The sequence below is a fragment of the Aristophania sp. ESL1100 genome (assembly GCF_058511235.1).
Genome location: NZ_CP196394.1, coordinates 973,282 through 994,818, shown reverse-complemented (window position 1 = coordinate 994,818; position 21,537 = coordinate 973,282). Strand labels below are relative to the sequence as shown.

Annotated in this window: 23 protein-coding genes and 1 tRNA gene; 11 read left to right on the top strand and 13 right to left on the bottom strand. The window is 47.7% G+C overall.

Annotation, left to right across the window (positions count from 1 at the left end):
* Positions 1-31 precede the first annotated feature (31 nt).
* Positions 32-328, top strand: a complete 297-nt coding sequence (locus ACSYSY_RS04760; RefSeq protein ID WP_491708147.1) for a hypothetical protein — start codon at positions 32-34, stop codon at positions 326-328.
* 60 nt (positions 329-388) lie between these two features.
* A complete protein-coding gene (locus tag ACSYSY_RS04755) occupies positions 389-1,216 on the top strand; it encodes an HNH endonuclease (protein ID WP_491708146.1) in 828 nt (275 codons plus the stop codon).
* A gap of 256 nt (positions 1,217-1,472) precedes the next feature.
* Here ACSYSY_RS04755 and ACSYSY_RS04750 read toward each other — a convergent pair.
* From ACSYSY_RS04750 to ACSYSY_RS04735, 4 genes are all read right to left on the bottom strand, one after another.
* A tRNA-Ser gene (locus tag ACSYSY_RS04750) sits at positions 1,473-1,563 on the bottom strand.
* A 29-nt stretch (positions 1,564-1,592) separates the two neighbouring features.
* Complete coding sequence (locus tag ACSYSY_RS04745) at positions 1,593-2,240, bottom strand: phosphoribosylanthranilate isomerase (protein WP_491708145.1); 648 nt, start codon at positions 2,238-2,240, stop codon at positions 1,593-1,595.
* Entirely contained in the window at positions 2,240-2,950 is a 711-nt protein-coding gene (gene pyrF / locus ACSYSY_RS04740) for an orotidine-5'-phosphate decarboxylase (RefSeq protein WP_491708144.1), read from the bottom strand. Before pyrF ends, ACSYSY_RS04745 begins: the two co-directional genes overlap by 1 nt.
* Positions 2,947-3,297: a LapA family protein gene (locus ACSYSY_RS04735; RefSeq protein ID WP_491708143.1), complete on the bottom strand. Its 351-nt coding sequence runs from the start codon at positions 3,295-3,297 to the stop codon at positions 2,947-2,949. Before ACSYSY_RS04735 ends, pyrF begins: the two co-directional genes overlap by 4 nt.
* 157 nt (positions 3,298-3,454) lie before the next feature.
* On the opposite strand from ACSYSY_RS04735, the gene ACSYSY_RS04730 reads away from it, so the two are divergent.
* From ACSYSY_RS04730 to ACSYSY_RS04715, 4 genes are read left to right on the top strand one after another with little or no spacing between them, the layout of a single operon-like run.
* Complete coding sequence (locus ACSYSY_RS04730; RefSeq protein ID WP_491708142.1) at positions 3,455-6,592, top strand: glycosyltransferase; 3,138 nt, start codon at positions 3,455-3,457, stop codon at positions 6,590-6,592.
* Between the two features lie 14 nt (positions 6,593-6,606).
* Positions 6,607-8,013 (top strand): dipeptidase, encoded by a 1,407-nt coding sequence (locus tag ACSYSY_RS04725; RefSeq protein WP_491708141.1) that lies wholly within the window; start codon positions 6,607-6,609, stop codon positions 8,011-8,013.
* The gene (gene pdxA / locus ACSYSY_RS04720; protein WP_491708223.1) at positions 8,013-9,023 is read left to right on the top strand and encodes a 4-hydroxythreonine-4-phosphate dehydrogenase PdxA; all 1,011 of its coding nucleotides are present in this window, start codon (positions 8,013-8,015) and stop codon (positions 9,021-9,023) included. Before ACSYSY_RS04725 ends, pdxA begins: the two co-directional genes overlap by 1 nt.
* Complete coding sequence (locus tag ACSYSY_RS04715) at positions 9,024-9,719, top strand: pyridoxine 5'-phosphate synthase (protein WP_491708140.1); 696 nt, start codon at positions 9,024-9,026, stop codon at positions 9,717-9,719.
* Here ACSYSY_RS04715 and ACSYSY_RS04710 read toward each other — a convergent pair whose 3' ends face one another.
* Positions 9,720-10,358: a hypothetical protein gene (locus ACSYSY_RS04710; RefSeq protein ID WP_491708139.1), complete on the bottom strand. Its 639-nt coding sequence runs from the start codon at positions 10,356-10,358 to the stop codon at positions 9,720-9,722. It abuts the gene before it with no gap.
* A gap of 155 nt (positions 10,359-10,513) precedes the next feature.
* On the opposite strand from ACSYSY_RS04710, the gene ACSYSY_RS04705 reads away from it, so the two are divergent.
* Entirely contained in the window at positions 10,514-10,738 is a 225-nt protein-coding gene (locus ACSYSY_RS04705; protein WP_491708138.1) for a DUF3126 family protein, read from the top strand.
* Positions 10,739-10,760: 22 nt separating this feature from the next.
* Here the strand turns inward: ACSYSY_RS04705 and ACSYSY_RS04700 are convergent, their stop codons facing one another.
* The 3 genes from ACSYSY_RS04700 to ACSYSY_RS04690 are packed head-to-tail and all read right to left on the bottom strand — an operon-like array spanning position 10,761 to position 15,630.
* The gene (locus tag ACSYSY_RS04700; protein WP_491708137.1) at positions 10,761-12,539 is read right to left on the bottom strand and encodes an aminopeptidase P family protein; all 1,779 of its coding nucleotides are present in this window, start codon (positions 12,537-12,539) and stop codon (positions 10,761-10,763) included.
* A gap of 8 nt (positions 12,540-12,547) precedes the next feature.
* A complete protein-coding gene (locus ACSYSY_RS04695; protein WP_491708222.1) occupies positions 12,548-13,459 on the bottom strand; it encodes a 50S ribosomal protein L11 methyltransferase in 912 nt (303 codons plus the stop codon).
* A 14-nt stretch (positions 13,460-13,473) separates the two neighbouring features.
* Positions 13,474-15,630, bottom strand: a complete 2,157-nt coding sequence (locus ACSYSY_RS04690; RefSeq protein ID WP_491708221.1) for an ATP-dependent helicase — start codon at positions 15,628-15,630, stop codon at positions 13,474-13,476.
* A 157-nt stretch (positions 15,631-15,787) separates the two neighbouring features.
* Between ACSYSY_RS04690 and ACSYSY_RS04685 the strand changes: the two genes are divergently transcribed.
* Complete coding sequence (locus ACSYSY_RS04685) at positions 15,788-16,423, top strand: JAB domain-containing protein (protein ID WP_491708136.1); 636 nt, start codon at positions 15,788-15,790, stop codon at positions 16,421-16,423.
* The gene (locus ACSYSY_RS04680; protein WP_491708220.1) at positions 16,416-17,090 is read left to right on the top strand and encodes a JAB domain-containing protein; all 675 of its coding nucleotides are present in this window, start codon (positions 16,416-16,418) and stop codon (positions 17,088-17,090) included. Before ACSYSY_RS04685 ends, ACSYSY_RS04680 begins: the two co-directional genes overlap by 8 nt.
* A gap of 9 nt (positions 17,091-17,099) precedes the next feature.
* Here the strand turns inward: ACSYSY_RS04680 and ACSYSY_RS04675 are convergent, their stop codons facing one another.
* The 5 genes from ACSYSY_RS04675 to rpmE form a co-directional block, all read right to left on the bottom strand.
* On the bottom strand, positions 17,100-18,227 hold the full coding sequence (locus ACSYSY_RS04675; RefSeq protein ID WP_491708135.1) for a 5-(carboxyamino)imidazole ribonucleotide synthase: 1,128 nt from the start codon (positions 18,225-18,227) through the stop codon (positions 17,100-17,102).
* On the bottom strand, positions 18,224-18,721 hold the full coding sequence (gene purE / locus ACSYSY_RS04670; RefSeq protein ID WP_491708134.1) for a 5-(carboxyamino)imidazole ribonucleotide mutase: 498 nt from the start codon (positions 18,719-18,721) through the stop codon (positions 18,224-18,226). The genes ACSYSY_RS04675 and purE overlap by 4 nt, the downstream gene beginning before the upstream one ends.
* Positions 18,722-18,738: 17 nt before the next feature.
* The gene (locus ACSYSY_RS04665) at positions 18,739-19,338 is read right to left on the bottom strand and encodes a DUF1013 domain-containing protein (RefSeq protein ID WP_491708133.1); all 600 of its coding nucleotides are present in this window, start codon (positions 19,336-19,338) and stop codon (positions 18,739-18,741) included.
* 204 nt (positions 19,339-19,542) lie between these two features.
* On the bottom strand, positions 19,543-20,034 hold the full coding sequence (locus ACSYSY_RS04660; RefSeq protein ID WP_491708132.1) for an Hsp20 family protein: 492 nt from the start codon (positions 20,032-20,034) through the stop codon (positions 19,543-19,545).
* 182 nt (positions 20,035-20,216) lie between these two features.
* Complete coding sequence (gene rpmE, locus ACSYSY_RS04655) at positions 20,217-20,444, bottom strand: 50S ribosomal protein L31 (protein WP_489805405.1); 228 nt, start codon at positions 20,442-20,444, stop codon at positions 20,217-20,219.
* 262 nt (positions 20,445-20,706) lie between these two features.
* Here rpmE and mscL point away from each other — a divergent pair, with 262 nt between their 5' ends.
* A complete protein-coding gene (gene mscL / locus ACSYSY_RS04650; RefSeq protein WP_491708131.1) occupies positions 20,707-21,180 on the top strand; it encodes a large-conductance mechanosensitive channel protein MscL in 474 nt (157 codons plus the stop codon).
* Entirely contained in the window at positions 21,177-21,533 is a 357-nt protein-coding gene (locus ACSYSY_RS04645; RefSeq protein ID WP_491708130.1) for a hypothetical protein, read from the top strand. The genes mscL and ACSYSY_RS04645 overlap by 4 nt, the downstream gene beginning before the upstream one ends.
* Positions 21,534-21,537: the final 4 nt, after the last annotated feature.

Below are 21,537 nucleotides of genomic sequence, written 5' to 3'. Positions count from 1 at the left end.
GTATTTGTTAATTACGGAGTGATTATACAGAATGGCTACATTAAAATATAATCGTGAAGCAATCGCAAAAGCTTACGATCCGGCATATGCAGTACCGAATTCACAATTTGGCAAAATCATGAATGCTCTTGAAGCCGTTGGTGATGGTGCCGTATTTGCTCATGCCGTAGTCGGGTTGCTCTTCCCTAATCTGAGATTTACTGAGATTCAGGAATGGCATATCGGTGTCGCAAGAGACCTTCTGGAAATTCTGGGCTTCGCTCCCATCACCTCCCATGCTCACCAATATAGACGCAAGGCTGACTATAAATATTGGATGAAGAAGTAAGGTTGTAAAGTCTAAAAAGCCCCCAGATGATGGGGGCTTTTTTTATAATATGGACATAATATGTGTAACGTATGGCCCTTTGAAATTTATAAAGCTTATAATCGCCGGAGGGATATTCATGGGCCATATGGCGGTCAACAGCAGGGCGGAATCTCTACGCCAAGTGATAAGCCGGGAATTTTTATTTTCACCGTTCATGGAGCAAGATCTACCGGTTATCAAGATGAGCTATGTCAAAACGGGACTTTCCGGTATACAGGCCAAGGTCAGATTGGTGATATGAAAATGACTGCTGGCAATCGGGCTATTCGTGATCATGTAAAAAACGGCAAAGATCTCTTGCTATTTCGACAGACTAAAAAAGGTGGGCCTGTTATTTTTGAAGGCCTTTTTGTCTGTAGTGGATGGGAAATAGAACAACAGTTAGATGTGAATGGTCAGTTGCGAAAGGCCATTGTTTTTACCTTAGTGCCACAAAATGGACTGAGAGCGGAAGCAGAAGAGCTTGCAACGGCAATTAGGCCTTTGCCTTCTTTAATAGAATTAAAAGACAGAGCTCTTCGAGCTGCTATTGGGCCTCAACAGGAGAGTGGGCAAAAGGCTTTGATCACTATTTGGGAAAGAAGCAAAGCCGTGAAGGATTATATTCTTGCTCGTGCCGCAGGAACTTGTGAAAAATGCAAAAAAGAAGCTCCTTTTTTGACCCCTAAAGGCCAGCCATATCTCGAAGTTCATCATATTCGTAAGTTAAGTGATGGTGGTCTTGACCATCCTCACTATGTTGCAGCAATTTGCCCTAATTGTCATAGACAGGCGCATTTTGGTGCTGACCATCATGCCTTAAATGAAGAATTATTAAATTATGTAAAACGGTTAGAAGAGCCGTAACGTTATTTAATTTATGGAGCTAAGTAATAATAAATATTCTCCAATATAGTGATCATATAAAGTATTCGTTCATCATTTTGTTGAATAGGGTGTACAAACAATCACCCAATAACGATCATAGGGTTATTCCCCTTTAGAAGGGGTCGAGCCATATGCCACTCAATGATTCAGAGACATTTGCTCAGGCAAGTGAGCGAGTGAAAAGAGTAAAACATCACTCAAAAAATGGCAGTATATCAATATGTCTGGGATTCCGTGGCGGAGAGAGAGGGATTCGAACCCTCGGTACGCTATTAACGTACACACGCTTTCCAAGCGTGCGCCTTAAGCCGCTCGGCCATCTCTCCGTTCAAGGCTTGGGGAACATAGCAGGGTTTTAATTTCGTGCAACCCCATTACGGGCATTATTCACAAATTTTTCTATCTTTTTTAAAGATTTGACCCCGCGGCTTTCTTCCACGCCGGAAGAAACGTCCACAGCACTGGCACCGCTTGTTTTGGTAGCCTCTGCGACGTTATCTGGTGTCAGCCCGCCTGCCAGAAGCCAGGGAGCAGGAGAGTGCCAGTTTTTCGTAAGGGTCCAGTCAAAGCTTTTTCCCAACCCTCCAGGTTGAGCATCCGAGGAATCGGCAGGGGCTTCTATGACATAGCCATCCAGAGAGGTAGGGGCCAGGGGTAGATCTTCAGCGTTTTTAATGCCTTTTGCATGCCAGACAGGTCGCTTGAAATGTTGTTTAACTGCCAGAACCTGTTCAGTCGCCCCATAGAGTTGCAACACGTCCAGAGGGACAGTGCGCAGAACTTCGTCAATCTCGTCGAACGTTGGATTGACGAATAAGCCAACCCTTTGCGGCCCTCCTTTCTGAGAAGGAGGGGTAGATTCATGGAGGGATAAAGCCTGCTGAGCCGTGATAAAACGTGGAGAGGGTGGGTAAAATACAAAACCGACCCATGTCACACCCAAAGTTGTGCAGAGTTGCATTTCTTCGGGACGTTTCAAGCCGCAGATTTTAACCTCAATCATCAACCTTTCAGCTCTGCCATAATGCCCTTGGCGGCCTGAAGGGGATCTGGAGCTGTCGTAATAGGGCGGCCGACGACGATCCAATCCGCACCGGCCTGGGCGGCTTCACGTGGGGTCATAACGCGTTTCTGATCATCAGAGCGAGCACCTGCCGGACGGATGCCGGGCACAACAAGAACGGGCTTTTCTCCCAATGTGTCGCGTAAGGCGTTAATTTCATGAGCTGAACAGACAAGCCCATCTGCTCCGGCCTGTATCGCCATTTTTCCCAGTCGCAAAACTTCGTCCAAAGGTGTGTCATTGACACCAATCGCCTTTAGGGATTGCTCATTCATGCTGGTCAGGACGGTTACAGCCAGAAGCTTTGGACGATGACCTTCAGGAGCAGATTGTTCTAAAGCTTCACGGGAGCGGGTAATCATTTCCGGCCCACCAAGAGCATGGATCGTTGTTAATTTAGGCGTAAGAGACGAGAGAAGAGACCGGAGCCCGGAAGCGACTGTATTGGGAATGTCATGAAGTTTCAGGTCAAGAAAAAGCGCCTGATTCCGGGTAACTTCTTTAACAGCGTCCAGCCCGCAACTATAAGTGAATTCAAGCCCCAATTTGAAGGCGTCCACAGCTCCCTGGAGTGATGAAACCCATTGGAGAGCCTGATTTTTATCAGCAGTATCGAGTGCAGCAATCAACTTTGTGCGGCGAGTGGTCATGCAACGGGGCCTTGGTCAGCTTGAACAGGATTAGAGGAGGGAGCGTCAGGTGTCGGGGCTTCTGGAGGTTGTTGAGCGGCTATTTTCTGCTCAAGATCGGCAATTTGTTTTTCATAAGTGCGAGACTGATTTTCGGCACGGCGAGCCCGTCCTCTTTGTTTAAGTTCGCCAGTCCAGCCGATGATAAGCCCGATAAGAAGGAAAAAAATGGAAAGCCCAAATGCCAATATCCCGATCGACATATGAAAGCTCTTTGAAATAACCCACATTTCGGAAGGGGAATCATTAGACAGGGAAAAAACGGTGAGTAGTGCCAGAAGGCATACAATAATTACAAGTCTTATCATGGTTTCTTCCTAGCGTGTCCCATCAAGGTTAAGCAAGATGCTATCATAAGGGGAGATAATTTTTATTTTTGTAAAAAAAGACTGCCTGATTTATAAATTTCAGGAAATTATTGTTTAACAAAATGTGCGCGAAAATTCATTTGAAAAGAGAATATCCGTGACAGATCAGGCAGATGATAAAAAGATTGCTTTTTCAGGGGAAAAAAGGACAGCTCTGCCAGAGTGGAAGATATTTGATGCACAGTGGTATCGCAGGCGTTATCAGGCAGTTTTAAGCGAGGAGGAAAAGCAGGCAGATGATGCCGCGCTTGAAAAAATCTGGTGCGATACAACCAGTAAAACCGGGCGTTCCCCGAACAGGTTTTTTGATGAAGAATGGTATCTTTCCTATAATAGGGAGGTAGGCCGGGTCATTCAGGCAGGAAGCATTTTTGAAACCGGTTTTCAGCATTATGAAGAAATAGGTTTCGGAGGATGCGCGCCCCATTGGCTTTTCCGTGAAGAAGATTATTTCAGGCAAAATCCTGATTTAAGTTATCGTGCGCTGTTATCGGCCGGTTTTGTAAATGGATATGACCACTATATCAGCGTTGGCGATAAAGAAGCCAGACAGGCAAATCTCTTTTTCCAGCCGGATCTTTTTGTCAGTCAGGCCATGCGTGAGGGGCTGTTTATTGAGAACTCTCAAGGGCCTTTCAGCAGCTTTCTGGCACTGGAAAGTGCGCCGCTGGGGCGGATACGGAGTTCGTGGTATTTTGATCCGAAATGGTATCTGAACCGTTATCCGGAGGTTGAGGAACTCCTCCGTAATGGTCGTTACGGCCTCCCGCTGGAGCATTATCTCTGTAATCAGGAGCCGGTTCGCTTTGACCCGAACCCTTATTTCAGTGAAACTTATTATCTTGCCCAGTATCCCGACATAGAAAGAGCGATCAATGATGGGCATTATCGCAACGGATATGAACATTTTCTGGCAGCCGGTCTTTATGAAGGACGTCATCCAGCGCCTTCCATAGAGCTTGATCGAGAGCTCATGAAAGGTGAGAACGCCTACCGGCTGATTAATCATAATGTCAGGGATGCTTTTGCTTTTTATATCAAGCAGAAAGAAGAAAATTTCCCAGAAGAACGGATAAGCTGCTCTGTGGAGAGTGCTCGCAAGCTTGCTGTAATGCGCCTGGAAGCGCAGCTGCCAGCCCTTTATCGCAAGCCGCTTGTTTTTGCGCCTTCCCGCAAACCGGACATAAGCGTTATCCTCTTTTCCGAGGGTGATTATCTGTCTGTAACGGCTTCCCTGATTTCCCTTTACGAACAGGGGTTCAGGGAGCAGGAAATCATTATTGTTACCAGAGGCACTATTTCCGAACAGAAACGACTGGAAAAAACGTTTCAAAACATCCTTATTATGGCATCTTCCGAATGGAAAACAGAAAAGGCTTTATTTTCTGAAGGTGTAAAACGGGCCCATAGTAAAAATATCCTGCTTATGTATGCAGGTGTTACCCTTCATCAAAAAGCACTTCCCGTCATTTTATCGCAATTGCGTATAAGAAGCATTTCAGGTGGTGGTGGTCAGGTTCTTTCAGTCAATCAGAACATTCTGGAAACAGGCATTCATCTTTATCGAGATGGGTCTCACAGGGTTTATGGGATGGGAGAAAGGGCTTTTGCCGCGGCTATTTCTTTTGCCCGTCAGGTGGACGGGTTCCAGAAAGGTGTTTTCTTTGCCCGGAAATTTGATCTCCAGCCGGTGCTGTCAGAGCTGGCACCATTTGATGATAAAACAGGGTTCTTGTACCTTACGGTCCTCTTGAGCAGTAGGGGGAAGAAGCTTCTTTATTGCCCTGATCTGGTTGTGACTGACCCGGAAACAATGTGTGTTTTTGATGATCTATCTCTCGTTTCGGATCAGATAAGACGTGATTTTCCTGCTTACGTTGCAGAAAGGCCTCTTCCTTCAGACAAATTAGTTGCTTTGGTCAGACCCAAAAAGAAAAAAACGGCCTTGCTGGTCTTTCAGAGACTTCCGCTAAAAGCTGAAGATGGTTTCTCACGCCGTGCTTTTGATCTGATGGATCTTCTGGATGAAGAGGGATGGGACGTAACGTTACTGGCTCTTCACGCAGGTGTGGAAGACAGATTGGCGCCACTGCAATCCTATCGTTCTTCTGTCAAATGGTTCGTGGGGGAGACTTATCTTGAAGAGTTTATCGTTAAAGGAAAAGGTGAGTTTGACCTGATCTGGCTGAATGGTTCTGTGGTTGCAAACAGACTATTACCCATGGCGAAATCATCTCTTTTATCGTCACAGGATTTTATTCTCGATCTTACCAACCCTGATGGGAGTGGATTGCCAGCGGCTGAGCGTTACTTAAGGTGTTCTGTTGGAAGACAGGAAGACCTGGAGCTTTTTTTCAAAGAATTACGGCAGGACCTTTCAGAAAGCTGGGTTTGTCGTGCCGTCATCACTGATAATGAGTGGGAAGCCAGATATATCAGGCAATTGGAAAGTTTTAATGTCCTGGTCATTCCCAATCGTTGCCGCTCACTGAATTTTATCCCCCAATGGGAAGGACGCACAGGATTGTTGTTTCCTATCCCTATCCATAAATCAGGTGACGCTGCCCATGATGCGTTTGACTGGTTCTGCCTGAAAGTAGCGCCTGTTTTAAGAGATATGCTCTCAAAGGAAATTCCGATATGGGTGGGCAGTTACCATAATCCTGATGTGGATCTGGGGTTTTATGAACGTTTCACCCCCGTAAAAGGTCTGGCAACGTTACAATCGCTGGAAGATAAAATGGCTCAATGCCGTCTTGCGATTGTCCCTACACGGGTTATGACCACAATCCCGCCGGAAATTATGGATGTAATAGGCGCTGGCTTGCCCACTATTATGAGTTCATCTGTGTTTGAAGGGATGAAACTCAGTGCACATGAAGCGAAAGATGCCGGTTTTAATGACCCTCTGGCTTTTGCATCAGCGATTGCGGAACTCTATAAAAATGAGGATCTCTGGACTAAAATGAGCCAGGCCGGATCCAGGAAGGTTCTTAAAACCTATAACCAGAAGCGTTTCAGAGATGCTGTCATAGGGCTTCTGTCTCAGTTAGAGAATGCCCTTTTTCACGTGGATGGGTTAAAGAAGGAAGAATCCTCTTCAAGATATCATTTTCAGCCCGCTCCCTTGATTTTCTTTGGTGATGACCCTGATGAAATAAGTGGTGAGCCTGAAGAAATGGAAATTATTGACCGCGAACCCGATATAAAACTTGGTGTTACATTAGAGACGTAAAAGAGGGGCCCTTTATGACCGAGAAGACTAAACTTTCTGAAGTTCTGAGCCATGTGGACCAGACGATCGAAGCGGCTCTGGAGCGTCTGCAATCCTTATTGCGCATTCCAAGTATTTCGACACAATCTGAATACAGAAAGGACTGTCTGAAAGCGGCTGAATGGCTCAAAAGTGAATTGGCTGTTTCAGGGTTCAGGTCATGTATTGAACCGGTTATGTGGGCAGAACCCGGTCATCCTATGGTTTATGGGGTGCACCATGACACGATCATTCCAAGAAAGCATGTCTTATTTTACGGTCATTATGATGTGCAACCTGTAGACCCGGAAAATTTATGGCATGCACCTCCCTTTGACCCCATTATTAAAGATGATAACGGGCGCATGGTCATCGTAGCCAGAGGGGCGAGCGATGATAAAGGGCAGGTCATGACGTTCCTCGAAGCCTGTAGAGCGTGGAAAGACGTTACTGGGTCACTGCCTGTTGACGTGACGGTCCTTCTGGAAGGCGAAGAGGAATGTGGTGGCGGTAATTTACGGCCTTTCCTTGAGACTTATAAGGATCGCTTTCAGGCAGAAGTTGCCCTGATTTGTGATACCTCGATGGCTGACCGGAAAACACCATCTATTACAACGTCCTTACGGGGGCTGTTGGCCGAAGAAATCATCATTAAATGTGCTTCACAGGATTTGCATTCCGGCCTTTATGGAAATGCAGCCCGTAATCCCATCGAGGTTTTATGTCATGTGCTTGCAAAAATCAGGGATGAGAATGGCCGTGTAACAATTCCCGGTTTTTATGAGGGCGTTGAAGAACCGTCAGAGCGTAAACGCCGGCAATGGTCTGCTCTTTTCCCTGATGATCGTTCGTTGTTGGGCGAGGTTGGTCTGGCCCATGCCGCAGGTGAAAAAGGCTATAGTGCGATCGAGCAGGTCTGGGCGCGCCCCAGTTTTGAAATTAACGGCATTTCTGGGGGGTATGAAGGGGAAGGCTTTAAAACGGTTATTCCCGCCCAGGCCTCTGCAAAAATTTCCTTTAGATTAGTGCCTGGACAGAACCCTGACATTATTCGTGAAAAGTTTCGCCTCTTTGTGCGTGAAAATCTCCCAGGTGACGCTGAAATAAGTTTTATATCTCATGGTGCTTCCCCGGGTTTTGCCTTTTCTGATGAGAAAGGTTTTCTCACTCAGGCCCTGACGGCGTTGGAAGAGGAATGGGGGCATGAAGCGGTAGAAATTGGCTCAGGTGGCTCCATTCCGGTAGCGGGTGACATAAAAGACGTTCTGTCCATGGATAGTCTGATGATCGGTTTTGCACAAAATGATGACCGAATTCATTCACCCAATGAACAATATGGGCTTGATTCCTTTCATAAAGGCATAAGATCGTGGGTGCGTATTCTGGACAAGCTGTCACGATAATGGAGGCGGCCTCTTCTTCGCTCCCCCTTGCTGTGACGATGGGAGATCCGGCTGGAATTGGACCGTTTCTGATAAAACAGGCCTGGCAGCATTTTCGGAAAACAGGCCTGTCCTTTTTCTGGATAGGCGATCCCGGATTGCTGGGAAACGATATACCTGTCACGATTATTTCAGCTCCGGAACAGGTGGCAGATATGTTTCATGATTGTCTGCCAGTGCTTCCTGTGTCATGCCCCGTTCCGGTTATTGCCGGACGTCCAGATTCAGGTAATGCGAAAGCCGTTATTGAATCCATTGATTACGCTGTTCAAAGTGTCAGAAGTGGACATGCCGGGGCCGTGGTGACCAATCCGATCGCCAAACATGTTCTGGCTGAAGCCGGGTTTCAATATCCCGGCCATACAGAATATCTTGCCCATCTTTGTGGGGTCTCAGGCCAGGAGATTATGATGCTGGCCTGTCCTGAATTAAAAGTGGTTCTGACAAGTGTGCATATTTCCTTACGGCAGGCTTTGGACACACTGGATAGAGACCATATTATAGCCGTGGCTTTAAAGACGCATGAAAGTCTGAAGCGGGATTTCGGGATTGCTTCCCCCCGGATTGCCGTAGCGGGGATTAACCCGCATGCAGGTGAAAAAGGTTTGATGGGGCATGAGGAAACGCTTATCATAGAACCAGCGGTTAAAATTCTGCGTGAGAAGGGCCTCGACGTGACGGGACCTTTACCGCCTGATACATTATTCAGTGCGGTCATGAGGCCGAGCTATGATGTAGCCATCTGTCATTATCATGATCAAGGTCTGATCCCTGTTAAAACGCTGGACATGGTGCGAGGGGTTAATGTGACTCTTGGTCTTCCCATTATCCGAACCTCTCCAGATCATGGAACGGCTTTTGATTTGGCAAAAAATAATCAGACGGCTCAGATGAATCCAGGTAGTTTATATGCCGCTATGCAGATGGCTAACGCAATGAGTCAGAAACGGACAGGATTTCAGGAGGGGTAAATGATTCGTCTGGGTGTCAATATTGATCATGTCGCTACATTGAGAAATGCTCGTGGTGAATCCTATCCTGATCCCGTAGAAGCTGCACATTATGCCATTAGAGGGGGCGCTGACGGGATAACGGCGCATTTGCGTGAGGATCGCCGTCATATCCGTGATGACGATATCAGGCGGCTCAGGATGCTTGATGTGCCTCTTAATTTTGAAATGGCTGCGACTGATGAAATGGTTTCAATAGCCAGTGAGGTCAAACCTCATGCCTGTTGCCTGGTCCCTGAAAAGAGGGAAGAGCTGACGACTGAGGGAGGGCTGAATGTCCATGAGCTTGAAAATGATCTCCGTCCTAAAATTGAACAGCTGAAAAAGGCCGGAATTCGTGTCTCACTGTTTATTGACCCCGATCCTGCACAGATTGAAGCGGCCTGCCGTTTGAAAGCGCCTGTTATAGAGCTCCATACGGGGGCTTATGCCAAGGGAAAAATAGGCGAGTTTGAGAGGCTGGAAAAAGCAGCTTTTCTGGCGCAGGAAAAAGGCCTCGAAGTCCATGCAGGCCATGGATTGACCTATGATAATGTCCGTCCTGTAACGACATTGCCCGGTCTGGCCGAGTTGAATATCGGCCACTTTCTTATTTGTCAGGCACTTTTTACCGGGCTGGAGCAATCAGTCAGGCAAATGAAGGATCTGCTTGTATAATTAGGGAGATTTTGGAGGGGGCTCTTCGGTCTTGGGCGGTTGTACAGGCCTGATAAGTGGTTTGGTTTTGTCATTGTCAAAATACGGAGCATATTTACCCGATTGATCAGAGTAGGTGGCTGTCGCACTTTGCGGGGGTGTTTTTGCAGGATGGAAAGCGGAGATCGGCCCGAAAGGCCATATGGCGTGTACTTCATGCATCGTTGATTCAATCTGTCGCGCGCAGCCACGAGTGATCATGGAACAAATGCCATCTGTGCCGATATATTCATCATTATCGCCAGCATAATGAATTTCAGAAACACGGTCATGATCGAGACGAACAATCATCTGGCAATTTGATCCGGGCCCTCCTGAAAAGGCCTGATAAAGCTGAATGACGCCCCCAACGGGAATTAAGGTTGAATCCTGTGGAACGGCCACTTTGCGCGATATTTCATATTGCCATAGTTCGGTCGTGTCATTGAGCTTTTTACTGCTTTTAGGTGCCCCGGCACAGGCTTGCAGGTCATAGCCTGTCATTCCGACCATTTCATATTGAGCACGATGCGCCTCACGTGCATCAAAATAGCCACATCCTTCAAGAAGAAGAGGCAGAGAGCAGATGATTGCAAATTTTGTAAGATCAGAACGTTTCAAAATCTCGGCCTGAAATTGTTAATGCTTTGAAAAAGAGGCTGTCCCATATCACAAAATGACCTTTGTAAAAAGGAGAGAAGCAGAGGGGCGGGTTTCGTTAAAAGTGACTATGCGTTAGAAAGAGTAAGTATTGTGTTTATAGAAGAGGAAAACTCATGGCCGAGATGTCATCATCTGAAATTACCCGGTTGCAGCAGGCTTTAAAGCGCCTTCTGGGTTCACCCAAGCTGACAGTCGTCAAGCCCCCTCGTAAAGGGATGAGCGTTGAAGTTGCTGTCGATGGTGAGGTGATCGGTACGGTCTATCGTGATGAAGACGAAGGAGAAATTTCCTACGCCATCAATATCACTGTGCTGGAAGAAGATCTGCCTGCCGCCTAAAAAGGGTGTGAAAGTGCCCTCATTATAAGGGGGCACAGCTGCTTATCAACCAGGGATGAAGTGATTTATCAAGGTAAGGTGTCAGCGTTCTCTGCACTTCCGCGTGATAGTGATTAAGCCAGTCACATTCCTGTTGTGTTAAAAGGTCTCTGTTAATCATTTGCTTATCAATGGGCGTGTGGGTCAGAACCTCAAATTCAAGGAAGGTGCCCTGAGTGCCGTTAATGGTGCTTTCCTTTACCAGAAGCAGATTTTCAATGCGGATGCCATAGTGCCCTTCCTTGTAATAGCCAGGCTCGTTTGAAACGATCATCCCAATATTCAGCCCTGTCGGGCGAGGAGCGGGTGAAATGGATTGCGGTCCCTCATGGACTGAAAGATAAGAGCCAATTCCGTGCCCTGTTCCATGGTCGTAATCCAGTCCGCTTTGCCACAGGAACTGACGGGCCAGACTATCCAGTCTATAGCCGGGCATATTACGGGGGAAACGCGCCATTGCGACGGCAATATGGCCTTTCAGGACATTTGTATAGGCAGCGCATAAAGAGGGTGGCGGGGCGTCAGGACCAATCCATAGAGTGCGGGTGAGGTCCGTCGTGCCATAAGGATATTGGCCGCCACTATCGACCAGATAAACCTGATTAGGCGTGACAAGACTATCCTGGCCTTTTATGGCCCGGTAATGGGGATAAGCGCCATTTGGACCGATTGCGGAAATTGTTTCAAAACTATCTTCCAGGTAATCGGGGGAAAGTGCCCGAAACTCGCCAAGTCTGGCGGCCAGTTCCGTCTCACTTTTCCCAACGGCCTCAGTTTCAACCCAATGCAGGAAATGAGCCATGGCGAGAGCATCCTGCAAGTGAGCCTTTCTGGCCCCCTGCTGCTCGATATTATTTTTGATGGCCTTGGGAAGCGTGCATAAATCCTGCGCAAACGTAAGTTTTGCCTCAGCGTCTTTGAGCTTCAATGTAAACCATAAAGGGGTCGTCGCTGGGTCAAGCCTGACAGTGCGCCCCTTGAGCTCAGAGAGCTTTTTCTGCAAATCTTCAGGTGCAACGATGGTGACCAGATCATCCAGAGGCGTTTGAAGTCTGTCACTCTTTATAAAAAAATCGACAGCCGCATTATCGTATAAAATGCCGTAAGCATGCGCTATTGGCGTCATGGGAACGTCATGACTGCGTATATTGAGCAACCACGCCAAAGAGGTGCCATCAGCAATAATCATAGCCTGTTGACCGGCTGCCTGAAGCTGGGTGGCGATTTTTTGCCTTTTGGAAAGACTTCCTTCTCCAGCATAGCTCAACCCATGCGATTGAACAGGTTCGGCAGGGGGAGAAGGCTGATCTTCCCATGCCAGATCGATCGGATTATCCGCCAGAGGAACGAACTCAACATGGTCGCTCTGCCAGGAATCATATTGGCTTTGACTGACAAGTTTCGGATCAAAGCCAATTTTTAGTTTATGGCCTTTCCGTATAGCCGCCTGACTAAGCCACTCCCGGGGAGGAAACTGGCTTATGTGACAGCGTTCCCATAAATCGTGAGGGACTTGCTGCTCCATCTGGACGGTATAGCGTCCATCGGAAAAGACAGCCCCCTCATCATCAAGAAGAATGGCTAGCCCTGCACTCCCGGTAAATCCTGTCAGCCATGCCAGACGCTCAGCATAAGGGGCGACATATTCACCGAGATATTCATCACCTCGTGTAATCAGGAAGCCCGATACACCCTGTTTTCTGAAGAAGTCCCGTGTTTTATTTACACGGTCAAAGAGAGGCGATGAAGTAGGGTCAGTCATAACACGTCCTATAAGTTATAGGGTTTTCTGATGATGAGCGTTGCCCATGGTCCTTCCGTCAGGATTTCTTCAAGAACCAGGCCCTGACGCTGATGCGCCTGGTACACCATGCGTGCCTGCGTCTGAAGCAGGCCGGCAAGGATGATGGTTCCCCCCGGTGCGACGGCTAGGGCAAGAGAACGGGCCATACGGCAGAGAGGACGGGCGAGAATATTGGCAAAGACCAGATCGTAAGGCGCTTTTTTACGCACGGCCTCTGTATGCCAGCCATTACCAAAGCGGCAATCCAGCAAGGGGCCAATATGATTGAGTTTCGCATTGGAAGCCGCCACCCGAACGGACCATGGCTCAATATCAACAGCCAGTACAGGCCGTTTCAGAAGCTTGGCAGCCGCCATGGCCAGAATTCCCGAGCCGCAGCCCATATCCAGGATTTTCTGCGGTTTGCGATAGGCAATTTTTTCAAGGGCGCGAATACATCCTCTGGTAGAGCCATGTTCTCCTGAGCCAAAGGCAATCCCTGCATCAAGTGTGATGGTCAGACGGTTTGAAGGTGGTTTATCCTGCAAATGTGTCCCTCTGATGCAGAAAGAACGCCCGATTTCCTGCGGGGGAAAAGCTTCCTGCGTGCGGGCAAGCCAGCCTTCCGCTTCCGTTTCAGAACGAGTCAGAACAGCTTCAGCGCCTGTCAGAGCGCGTGCCAGTTCAAGAGCGGATTCAAGCTCTTCATCTTTCTGGCCGCGTTCTTTAACGCCTTCCAGACGCCAGAAAATCTGTTCGTCATCTTCTTCAAAAATGCCGACTGTCTCACAGGCGGTCAGCAAGGCTTGTTCAAAAAGGGGTGTAAATTTTTCTTCAACGGTTACAGAAACAGTTTCCAGCGCCGTGGCGTGGCGGGAGCCTATATGACGTGGTGCAATGGAACGGACAGGCTTCACTTAAGAATCTCCACAAAATCAGCAAGAAGGCGCTTGGTGCCTTGTGTTTCAAAATTAATCAATAAACTGCCCCCATCCGCCTCAATGACAATTCCTTCGCCAAAGCGAGGGTGTTTTACCTTGCTTCCAACGGGAATGGCTATAGAGGAAGCTGGAAAAGCTGATTTTGCAAAAGAATGAGGCTGAGCCTGTCCGAAATGGTTGCGCTGCCAGGATGACTGCCCGAAAGAAGAAGAACGTTTGGGAGGGGCTGTACGTTTGATCAGCTCATCGGGAAGCTCATCAATAAAACGGCTGGGAATGGAATCCTGCCAGTTGGCATAAATGCGGCGGCTGGCAGCATGGGCAATAATGGCTTTTTTCCGCGCTCTTGTCAGCCCGACATACGCAAGGCGCCTTTCTTCTTCCAAAGCGGAGTTCCCACCTTCATCAAGAGAGCGCTGGGACGGGAAAAGCCCTTCTTCCCATCCAGGCAGGAAGACGATATCAAATTCGAGCCCTTTTGCCGCGTGGAGGGTCATGAGACTTACACGCTCTTTATTCTGATCCACAGCATCAGAATCCATAACCAGGGCAATATGTTCCAGAAAGGCTTCAAGCGTCGGGAAATCAGCAAGGGCTCGAATCAGCTCATGTAGGTTATCGAGCCGTCCTGGTGCTTCGACTGATTTATCTTCCCGCCACATTTGCAGGTAGCCTGAGCGTTCAAGCAATTGTTCAGTCGCGACGACATGCCCTTCTTTACTCAATGTTTCCCGGGCGCGGTCAAATGTTTCCAGCAAGTCAGCAAGGCTTTCGGCCGATTTGCCTTTTAATTTTTTATCATGGATCAGATTTTTAAGAGTTATCTGCAAGCTGCTTGATTGTTGGGATGCTTCTACACGTAGTTTGTTAAGGGCAACCGTGCCAAACCCTCTTTTGGGCAGATTAACGATGCGCTCAAAGGCCAGATCATCCTGGGGCTGTTGGAGGGCCCGCAAATAGGCAAGGGCATCCCGTATTTCGGAACGTTCATAAAAACGCAGACCGCCAATAACCTGGTAGGGGATATTGGACCGTAACAGGGCTTCCTCAATCGGGCGGGTTTGGAAACCGGCTCTTACCAGTACGGCCATTTCAGCAAAAGAATGATCCTCTTTGTGGAGAGCCTGTACTTTCTGCGCGATTGTGCGGGCTTCTTCATCAGAATCAGGAAGGCTCAAAACGTCAATATAATCGCCAGGCTCATCGGCCCCAGCTGCCTGTAATGTCTTGCCTAACCGCTCTTCATTATGCCTGATAATACCGGCAGCCGCTGCCAGAATACGCGGGGTTGAGCGGTAATTCTGCTCCAGTCTGATAATTGTGGCGCCGGGGAAATCTTTTTCAAAACGCAGAATATTGCCAATATCCGCACCACGCCACGAGTAAATGGATTGGTCATCATCGCCGACACAGGCAATATTGGCAGTCTCTTCACCCTCACGTTTGGCAAGTAAGCGCAACCATAAATACTGGATTGTGTTGGTATCCTGATATTCATCGACCAGAATATAGCGGAAGCGTTTGTGATATTGTTTCAGAACATCGGGCTGGCGACGGAAAATTGTCACCATATGCAACATAAGATCGCCAAAATCACAGGCATTTAAGGCTATGAGGCGTTTTTGGTAAGCGTCATAAAGGGAGACAGCATTTTTATCTCCTATGCCTGTTTCATGTGCCGCTGTGATATCCTGTGGCAGAAGGGCTTTATCCTTCCAGTCCTGGATCTGGTTTAAAAGCTGGGCAGGCGGCGTGCGTTTGAGGTCACACCCATGACCGGTCATGATCTGTTTGAGAAGACGAAGCTGGTCATCAGTATCAATAATCGTAAAATTAGGCTCTAACCCAGCTAACGTGGCGTGGCGTCTTAACATCCTGGCACAAAGGGAGTGGAACGTTCCCAGCCATAACCCCTCGACGGGATTGCCCAGAATGGCGCTGATCCGTTCTTTCATTTCCCTGGCGGCTTTATTGGTAAAGGTCACAGCCAGAATCTGCTCCGGCCACGCCAGATTCTGTAGAAGAATATGGGCAAAACGTGTTGTCAGCACACGTGTTTTACCCGTGCCGGCACCGGCAAGAATAAGCAGTGGGCCTTCTGTCGTTTCGACGGCCTGCTTTTGTGCCATATTAAGCCGAGACAGGTAATCTGGCGATAAAAGGGCGGAGGGGGTATGTATGTTCTGATCAGTCACGCGCCGAATATACTGCGGAGCACCCTTAATGGCCAATAGTTATCCTTCATCACCTGCGTTAAAAACGGAAACAACAGGGCATAGACGGAGAATGCGCCAGAAAATACTGGAACACGGGCCGACCTCTCTTGCTGATTATGAGCTTCTTGAAATGCTGCTCTTTAATTCGATTCCAAGAAGAGATACCAAGCCGTTGGCAAAATCCCTTCTAAAACAGTTCCACTCTCTTCTTTCTTTGTGCCAGGCTGATTTTGAGGATCTGGAAAATTATAATCTGAACCTGAAAACTGTTTTAATGTTACAGTTTATCCGTTTTGGGGCTGTGTCACTGGCAAGTAACGATAAGCAAAATCAGTTCTGTTTTGCAGACTGGGAGCGTTTAATGACCTATGCTGAACGTTATAGCCAGAAAAGTACAAGGGCGGGTATCAGAGTTATTTATCTTAATAACCGTAATGAACTTCTTATGGATCATTTTCTGACCGATGAAAGTGATATCATATCGTTTCACCGCCCAATTGCCGAACACGCTCTGGATGTCAATGCGACGGCTCTTATCTTGATCTATATCGCACCTAAAAGACCGGCTACGGTTATTGCTCAGCAGGTACTGGGCCTGAAGCATGATTTACGCCCATTATCCATTGAGGTGCATGACGTCCTTCTGGTAGGTGAGAACTGGAAAATGACGCTTTACCAGGAAGGGCTTTTAAGTGAGCATGATTAAGGGAGATTTTTCTCTTGAGACTATGCTGAAAGTCATTCAGGAGGGTAATTTTGACCTGGACGATAAAGAGCTCGTTTTTTCGGGAATGATTACCCTGTTCTGCCAGGGTAAGGCAGAGCGGGAGCGCCTGAAAGTCCTTTTGCTTGAAAGATTTGATAATCTGGCTCAGCTTCTGAGTATGTCTCATCAGGAATGGGTAACGCTTAAAATAAAGGATCAGAATTTCTTTATTTATTTACAGCTTTTAAGAGAAGCGGCACGGAGGTTCAATCAGGCCAGTTTGCCAACCGGTGATCTGACTCATAATGAGAAACTGCTGATTAATTATCTCATGACCTGTATGGCACGGGAGCGCGTTGAGCAGTTCCGTGTTCTGTTTCTGGATCAAAGTAACGCCCTTATTCTCGACGAAGTCCAGGGGAAGGGGACCGTCAACCAGACTCCTGTCTATCCGAGAGAAATAACACGTCGTTGCCGGGAATTGCGGGCCAGTGCGGTTATTCTGGCTCATAATCATCCAAGTGGGGCGGCAACCCCTTCTGAAGCAGATGTTATTATGACCCAGCATGTGCAACGAGCACTCTCACTGATTAAAGTCAGAGTGCTCGATCATTATATTATTGCCCGCTCCACATATTCCAGCTTCAAGGCGCTTGGATTATTATAAGGGCTTTTTTCAGGAAAGAGTGGGGATTAACTGAGAGAGCACGAGTTGTCCCGGAAGGCCGCCCCGTGGGAAGATTCTGTTAACATGTCCCATTTTGCGCCCTGCTTTGGCATCTTTCTTGCCATAAAGATGAAGGCAGGCTTCGTCTTCTGACAAAATCTCCGGGATAAGAGCCATATCTTCGGGGCCAATCAGGTTATGCATGATAACGTCTGAATGTCTTCTTGTTGAAGGCAGGGGCAGACCGGTTACGGCTCTTATATGCATCTCAAACTGGTCGACAGCACAGCCATCCATCGTCCAGTGACCGGAATTATGCGGTCTGGGAGCAATTTCATTGATGAGGAGCTGTCCATTTTCATCATGAAACAGTTCTACGCCCATAATGCCAACAAGATTCAGTTTTTCAGCGATGGCAGTAGCCAGTTTCTGTGCCTGTATGGAAAGCTCCGGCATAATGGGAGCAGGGGCGAGGGAGATACGTAAAATCCCCTCTTTATGAATATTTTCAGCAGGATCAAAACAGCGGCAGAAACCAGAATGATCACGGGCAATCATGACACTGATTTCGCGTTCAAATGAAACAACACGCTCTGCCACTAGAGGATAGGAAAGCTGATCAGCCTGTGCGATTAAATTTTCCAGATCCTCAGTGTGCGTAAGCCTATATTGCCCTTTCCCGTCATATCCCATTCGGGCTGTTTTAACGATGCAGGGGAGACCAAACTCGCTCAACTCAAGCAGATCAGCCTTGTTGTAGACAGGTTTCCAGGGGGCGACAGGAATGCCTGCCTCCGTAAGGGTCTGTTTTTCAGTAATCCGATTCTGGCTGATTTCAAGAATAGAGCTCGAAGGAGCAACAGGGCAGTAGCTTTCGAGCGTTTTCAATCCCGCATGGCTGATATTTTCAAATTCAAATGTGATGACGTCACACTTAAGAGCAAATGCCTTCAGTGCCTCTTCATCATCATAGGGCGCAATGGTGCACTCTTCAGACACTTCTCCAGCGGGGGAAGGGGCTGCGTCTGTATAAATATGGGCTTTAAAACCAAGACGAGCAGCTGCCATGGCGCTCATACGGCCAAGCTGCCCCCCTCCAATAATGCCGATACGGGCCCCGGGATTTAATAACTTCATTCAACAGGGCTTTCGGCAACGCTGTCTGTCTGATCTTGGCGGAATTTCTGAAGGCGTTCAGCCAGGGGCTTGTCACTGAGAGCCAGAATTGAGGCTGCCAAAAGAGCGGCATTAACAGCGCCCGCTTTTCCAATCGCCAATGTGCCGACAGGCACGCCTGCAGGCATTTGCACGATTGAAAGTAAACTGTCCTGCCCTTTCAGGGTTTTGCTTTCAACGGGTACACCCAGTACAGGCAAATAGGTCCAGGCGGCACACATACCGGGGAGATGAGCGGCCCCTCCCGCTCCGGCGATAATGACGTTAAGGCCGCGTTCTGCTGCTGATTTTGCATAATCAGCCAAACGATCTGGCGTACGGTGTGCCGAAACGATTTTCACTTCATAAGGGATGTGAAGTTCATCAAGTTTCTCACAGCCATGCCGCATGGTTTCCCAGTCGGACTGGCTGCCCATGATCACGCCAACACGTGGGGACATAGTGTCTGCTGTCATAAAACCCAGGCCGTACCTTACACTTCAGAGTTTTGCGGTGCGGAAAAGAGTTTTTCGGCAGCGGCAAAAGGATCTTCCACGGTTTCTTCCATAACGGGATTATGTTCCGTCGCTTCAGCAACGGCTGCGTTAAGGTCGGTCTGAGTGCAGAGGCCCAATATGACAGGATCACGTGGCTTAATGTTCGCGCTGTTCCAATGTTGCTTATCGCGAATTTTGGCGATTGTGTCTTTGGTCGTTCCAAGAAGACGGACAATCTGCGTATCTGTTAATTGAGGGAACTGACGTAACAGGAAAGCAATCGCATCCGGCCGGTCATTGCGTTTGGAAACCGGTGTATAACGGGCTCCCTTTGCGCGGCGTGCGACAGGGTTTTCTGATGACTTGATTTTGAGTTTTGACTTCGGATCAGCTTCGCAGCGCTTGATTTCAGCAAGGGTGAGCTGATTATTTTTCACCGGGTCATAGCCATTAATGCCGCTGGCGACTTCACCATCTGCAATAGCTTGTACTTCAAGCGGATGCATGCCGCAGAATTCTGCGATCTGTGTAAATGTTAAGCCTGTTTTTTCAATTAACCATACGGCAGTGGCTTTAGGCATCAAAGGCAGAGTCATGTCGGCTTATTCCTTCACGGCAGATCAAGTGAGCGCCTCGCAGAGCGCAGACACCACCAGGGCCACTCTGAAATTTACCTGCCCTTTTCGGAGCACGGCACCTGCTAAACTGCACGGCGACGCCCTATAAAATGCGACAGAGCTTGGCTACGGTCAAGAGGTTAAACACGTATAAACGCATCTAACCTCATAGTTTTAATGGTTTCAGGCTGCCTGCGACGCCACCTGGCACTCCGTCTGTTTTTCAGACTTGCCCTTTTCAACAGAAGCCGAACCTCTATGCTGCGTAATAGGGATACGCCTTGGTTTTGTGGCCTCAGGTATCAGACGTTTCAGAGTGATCACCAGCAACCCATTTTCAAGACAGGCTTCCTGCACTTCCGTGTGGTCAGCTAATGTAAAGCGTCGTTCGAAGGCGCGTGTTGCGATCCCTCTATATAACCAGTTTCTCTGGCGGTCGCTTTCTGGCGTATTCCCTCTGATAACGAGATTATTATCTTCAAGCGTGATTTCCAGATCACCTGTTTTGAACCCGGCAATTGCCATTGTCAGCGTATAATCTGTCTCGCTGGTTTTCTCTATATTATAAGGCGGGTAGCTTGAGGGAGATTGGGTATTCGCCGCATTGCCGGCAAGCATTACCATGCGGTCAAAGCCAATCGCGCTTCTGAAAAGAGGCGCAAAATCATAGTCCATAATTATCCTCCATTCTGGCAGGATCACTTCGTTTTTTCCCGGTTCTATGGCGAAAATGAAGTGAATATCTGATTGTCCCAACCCTGAAAGGCGTTAGAACTCATGTAGGATAAATGGGGTCCTTTAATATAATTTCAAGTAAGTAAAAAGCCAGCCCTTTTGAGGCTGGCTTCTGAGAAGGCTTATTTCTTGATAGCCCCGATACCGGCAAAGCGTTTGTTGAATTTCGCAACCTGCCCCCCTGTATCCATAATACGCTGAACGCCTGTCCAGGCTGGATGCGTCTTGGGGTCAACGTCAAGGCGGAGAGAAGCTCCAGCCTCGCCGTAGCATGAGCGTGTTTTGAATTCGCTGCCATCAGACATAATGACAGTAATTTCGTGATAATCAGGGTGAATGCCGGATTTCATCTTAATTTTCCAACCTTATTCAACGCCCCGATACCGACCGGGGCAAAAATATTGCCCTCTCATAGAGGATTTTTAAAAAAATTAAAAGCGTATAGTCGAGAAAATATTGCCTGGAGGAAAATGTTATCAATTTTCCGGGAAAATGCTCTTGAAAACGATATATGTCGAAAAAAAGCAATTTTTTACCCATAATAAACACACAGTATAAAATAAATCCCTATATGTTGATTATGGTAGTTTTTAAAGGGGGAGTCCTGACACCATGGATTTAAAGAAAAATATACAATCAATAAAGACGCCGGGATGGGTTAGTGATTTCCGTAAATTCATCATGCGGGGTAACGTTCTCGATCTTGCTGTTGGTGTGGTTATTGGGTCAGCTTTTACGGCAATCGTGAATAGTCTGGTGAAAGATTTGCTGACACCTTTTCTGGGAGCTGTGACGGGGGGCGTAGATTTTTCCAATCTTTTCATCACGCTTAAAGGTCCCGTTAAAAACACTCTTGAAGAGGCGCAAAAAGCAGGGGCTGTTACGCTGAATATTGGCGTTTTTCTAAATGCCATTATACAATTTCTGATCATAGCCTTTTGTATTTTCTGGCTTACAAGACTCATTGGGAAGTTGGTACGTCATGAAAAAGAGGTTAGTAAACTTGTAGAGCCTCCACCGCCTAGCCGGGAAGAAGTTCTTTTATCTGAAATCAGGGATATCCTTGCTTCACGGACTCGCCAATGAAAAAACACCCTTTAGCGACTCATATCAGTTCTTATGGTGCGACTTTTTTTTCCGTAATGCTCGGAGTGGGGACGCTAATGGGGTGCAGTGATTCGCATGCAGGCTTTCGATCGTCCGAATTCCCTTTTTCACCCAATGCACGTTTATATAGTTACTTTATGATAAACGGTATTGCGCAAGGTACGCTTTTAACGGGAGAAAAGGGCAAGGAAGATCTTCCCGTTATGCAGGAAGAGGATAAAAAAGCCCGCGATTCTGTTCTTTCTTTGATGAAAAACGAGAAAGGACAGAATGAATTTCAGACAGATCTTATTTTAACGCATTATCTGTCTGAAATTCGTAGCAAACAATAAGGCT

Bases quoted from the DNA above. Each gene is read 5' to 3' on its own strand.
- ACSYSY_RS04760 (WP_491708147.1), top strand. From the start codon at position 32: ATGGCTACATTAAAATATAATCGTGAAGCAATCGCAAAAGCTTACGAT.
- ACSYSY_RS04755 (WP_491708146.1), top strand. From the start codon at position 389: ATGTGTAACGTATGGCCCTTTGAAATTTATAAAGCTTATAATCGCCGG.
- ACSYSY_RS04745 (WP_491708145.1), bottom strand. From the start codon at position 2,240: ATGATTGAGGTTAAAATCTGCGGCTTGAAACGTCCCGAAGAAATGCAA.
- pyrF (WP_491708144.1), bottom strand. From the start codon at position 2,950: ATGACCACTCGCCGCACAAAGTTGATTGCTGCACTCGATACTGCTGAT.
- ACSYSY_RS04735 (WP_491708143.1), bottom strand. From the start codon at position 3,297: ATGATAAGACTTGTAATTATTGTATGCCTTCTGGCACTACTCACCGTT.
- ACSYSY_RS04725 (WP_491708141.1), top strand. From the start codon at position 6,607: ATGACCGAGAAGACTAAACTTTCTGAAGTTCTGAGCCATGTGGACCAG.
- pdxA (WP_491708223.1), top strand. From the start codon at position 8,013: ATGGAGGCGGCCTCTTCTTCGCTCCCCCTTGCTGTGACGATGGGAGAT.
- ACSYSY_RS04715 (WP_491708140.1), top strand. From the start codon at position 9,024: ATGATTCGTCTGGGTGTCAATATTGATCATGTCGCTACATTGAGAAAT.
- ACSYSY_RS04705 (WP_491708138.1), top strand. From the start codon at position 10,514: ATGGCCGAGATGTCATCATCTGAAATTACCCGGTTGCAGCAGGCTTTA.
- ACSYSY_RS04700 (WP_491708137.1), bottom strand. From the start codon at position 12,539: ATGACTGACCCTACTTCATCGCCTCTCTTTGACCGTGTAAATAAAACA.
- ACSYSY_RS04690 (WP_491708221.1), bottom strand. From the start codon at position 15,630: ATGGCACAAAAGCAGGCCGTCGAAACGACAGAAGGCCCACTGCTTATT.
- ACSYSY_RS04685 (WP_491708136.1), top strand. From the start codon at position 15,788: ATGCGCCAGAAAATACTGGAACACGGGCCGACCTCTCTTGCTGATTAT.
- ACSYSY_RS04680 (WP_491708220.1), top strand. From the start codon at position 16,416: ATGATTAAGGGAGATTTTTCTCTTGAGACTATGCTGAAAGTCATTCAG.
- ACSYSY_RS04675 (WP_491708135.1), bottom strand. From the start codon at position 18,227: ATGAAGTTATTAAATCCCGGGGCCCGTATCGGCATTATTGGAGGGGGG.
- purE (WP_491708134.1), bottom strand. From the start codon at position 18,721: ATGACAGCAGACACTATGTCCCCACGTGTTGGCGTGATCATGGGCAGC.
- ACSYSY_RS04665 (WP_491708133.1), bottom strand. From the start codon at position 19,338: ATGACTCTGCCTTTGATGCCTAAAGCCACTGCCGTATGGTTAATTGAA.
- ACSYSY_RS04660 (WP_491708132.1), bottom strand. From the start codon at position 20,034: ATGGACTATGATTTTGCGCCTCTTTTCAGAAGCGCGATTGGCTTTGAC.
- rpmE (WP_489805405.1), bottom strand. From the start codon at position 20,444: ATGAAATCCGGCATTCACCCTGATTATCACGAAATTACTGTCATTATG.
- mscL (WP_491708131.1), top strand. From the start codon at position 20,707: ATGGATTTAAAGAAAAATATACAATCAATAAAGACGCCGGGATGGGTT.
- ACSYSY_RS04645 (WP_491708130.1), top strand. From the start codon at position 21,177: ATGAAAAAACACCCTTTAGCGACTCATATCAGTTCTTATGGTGCGACT.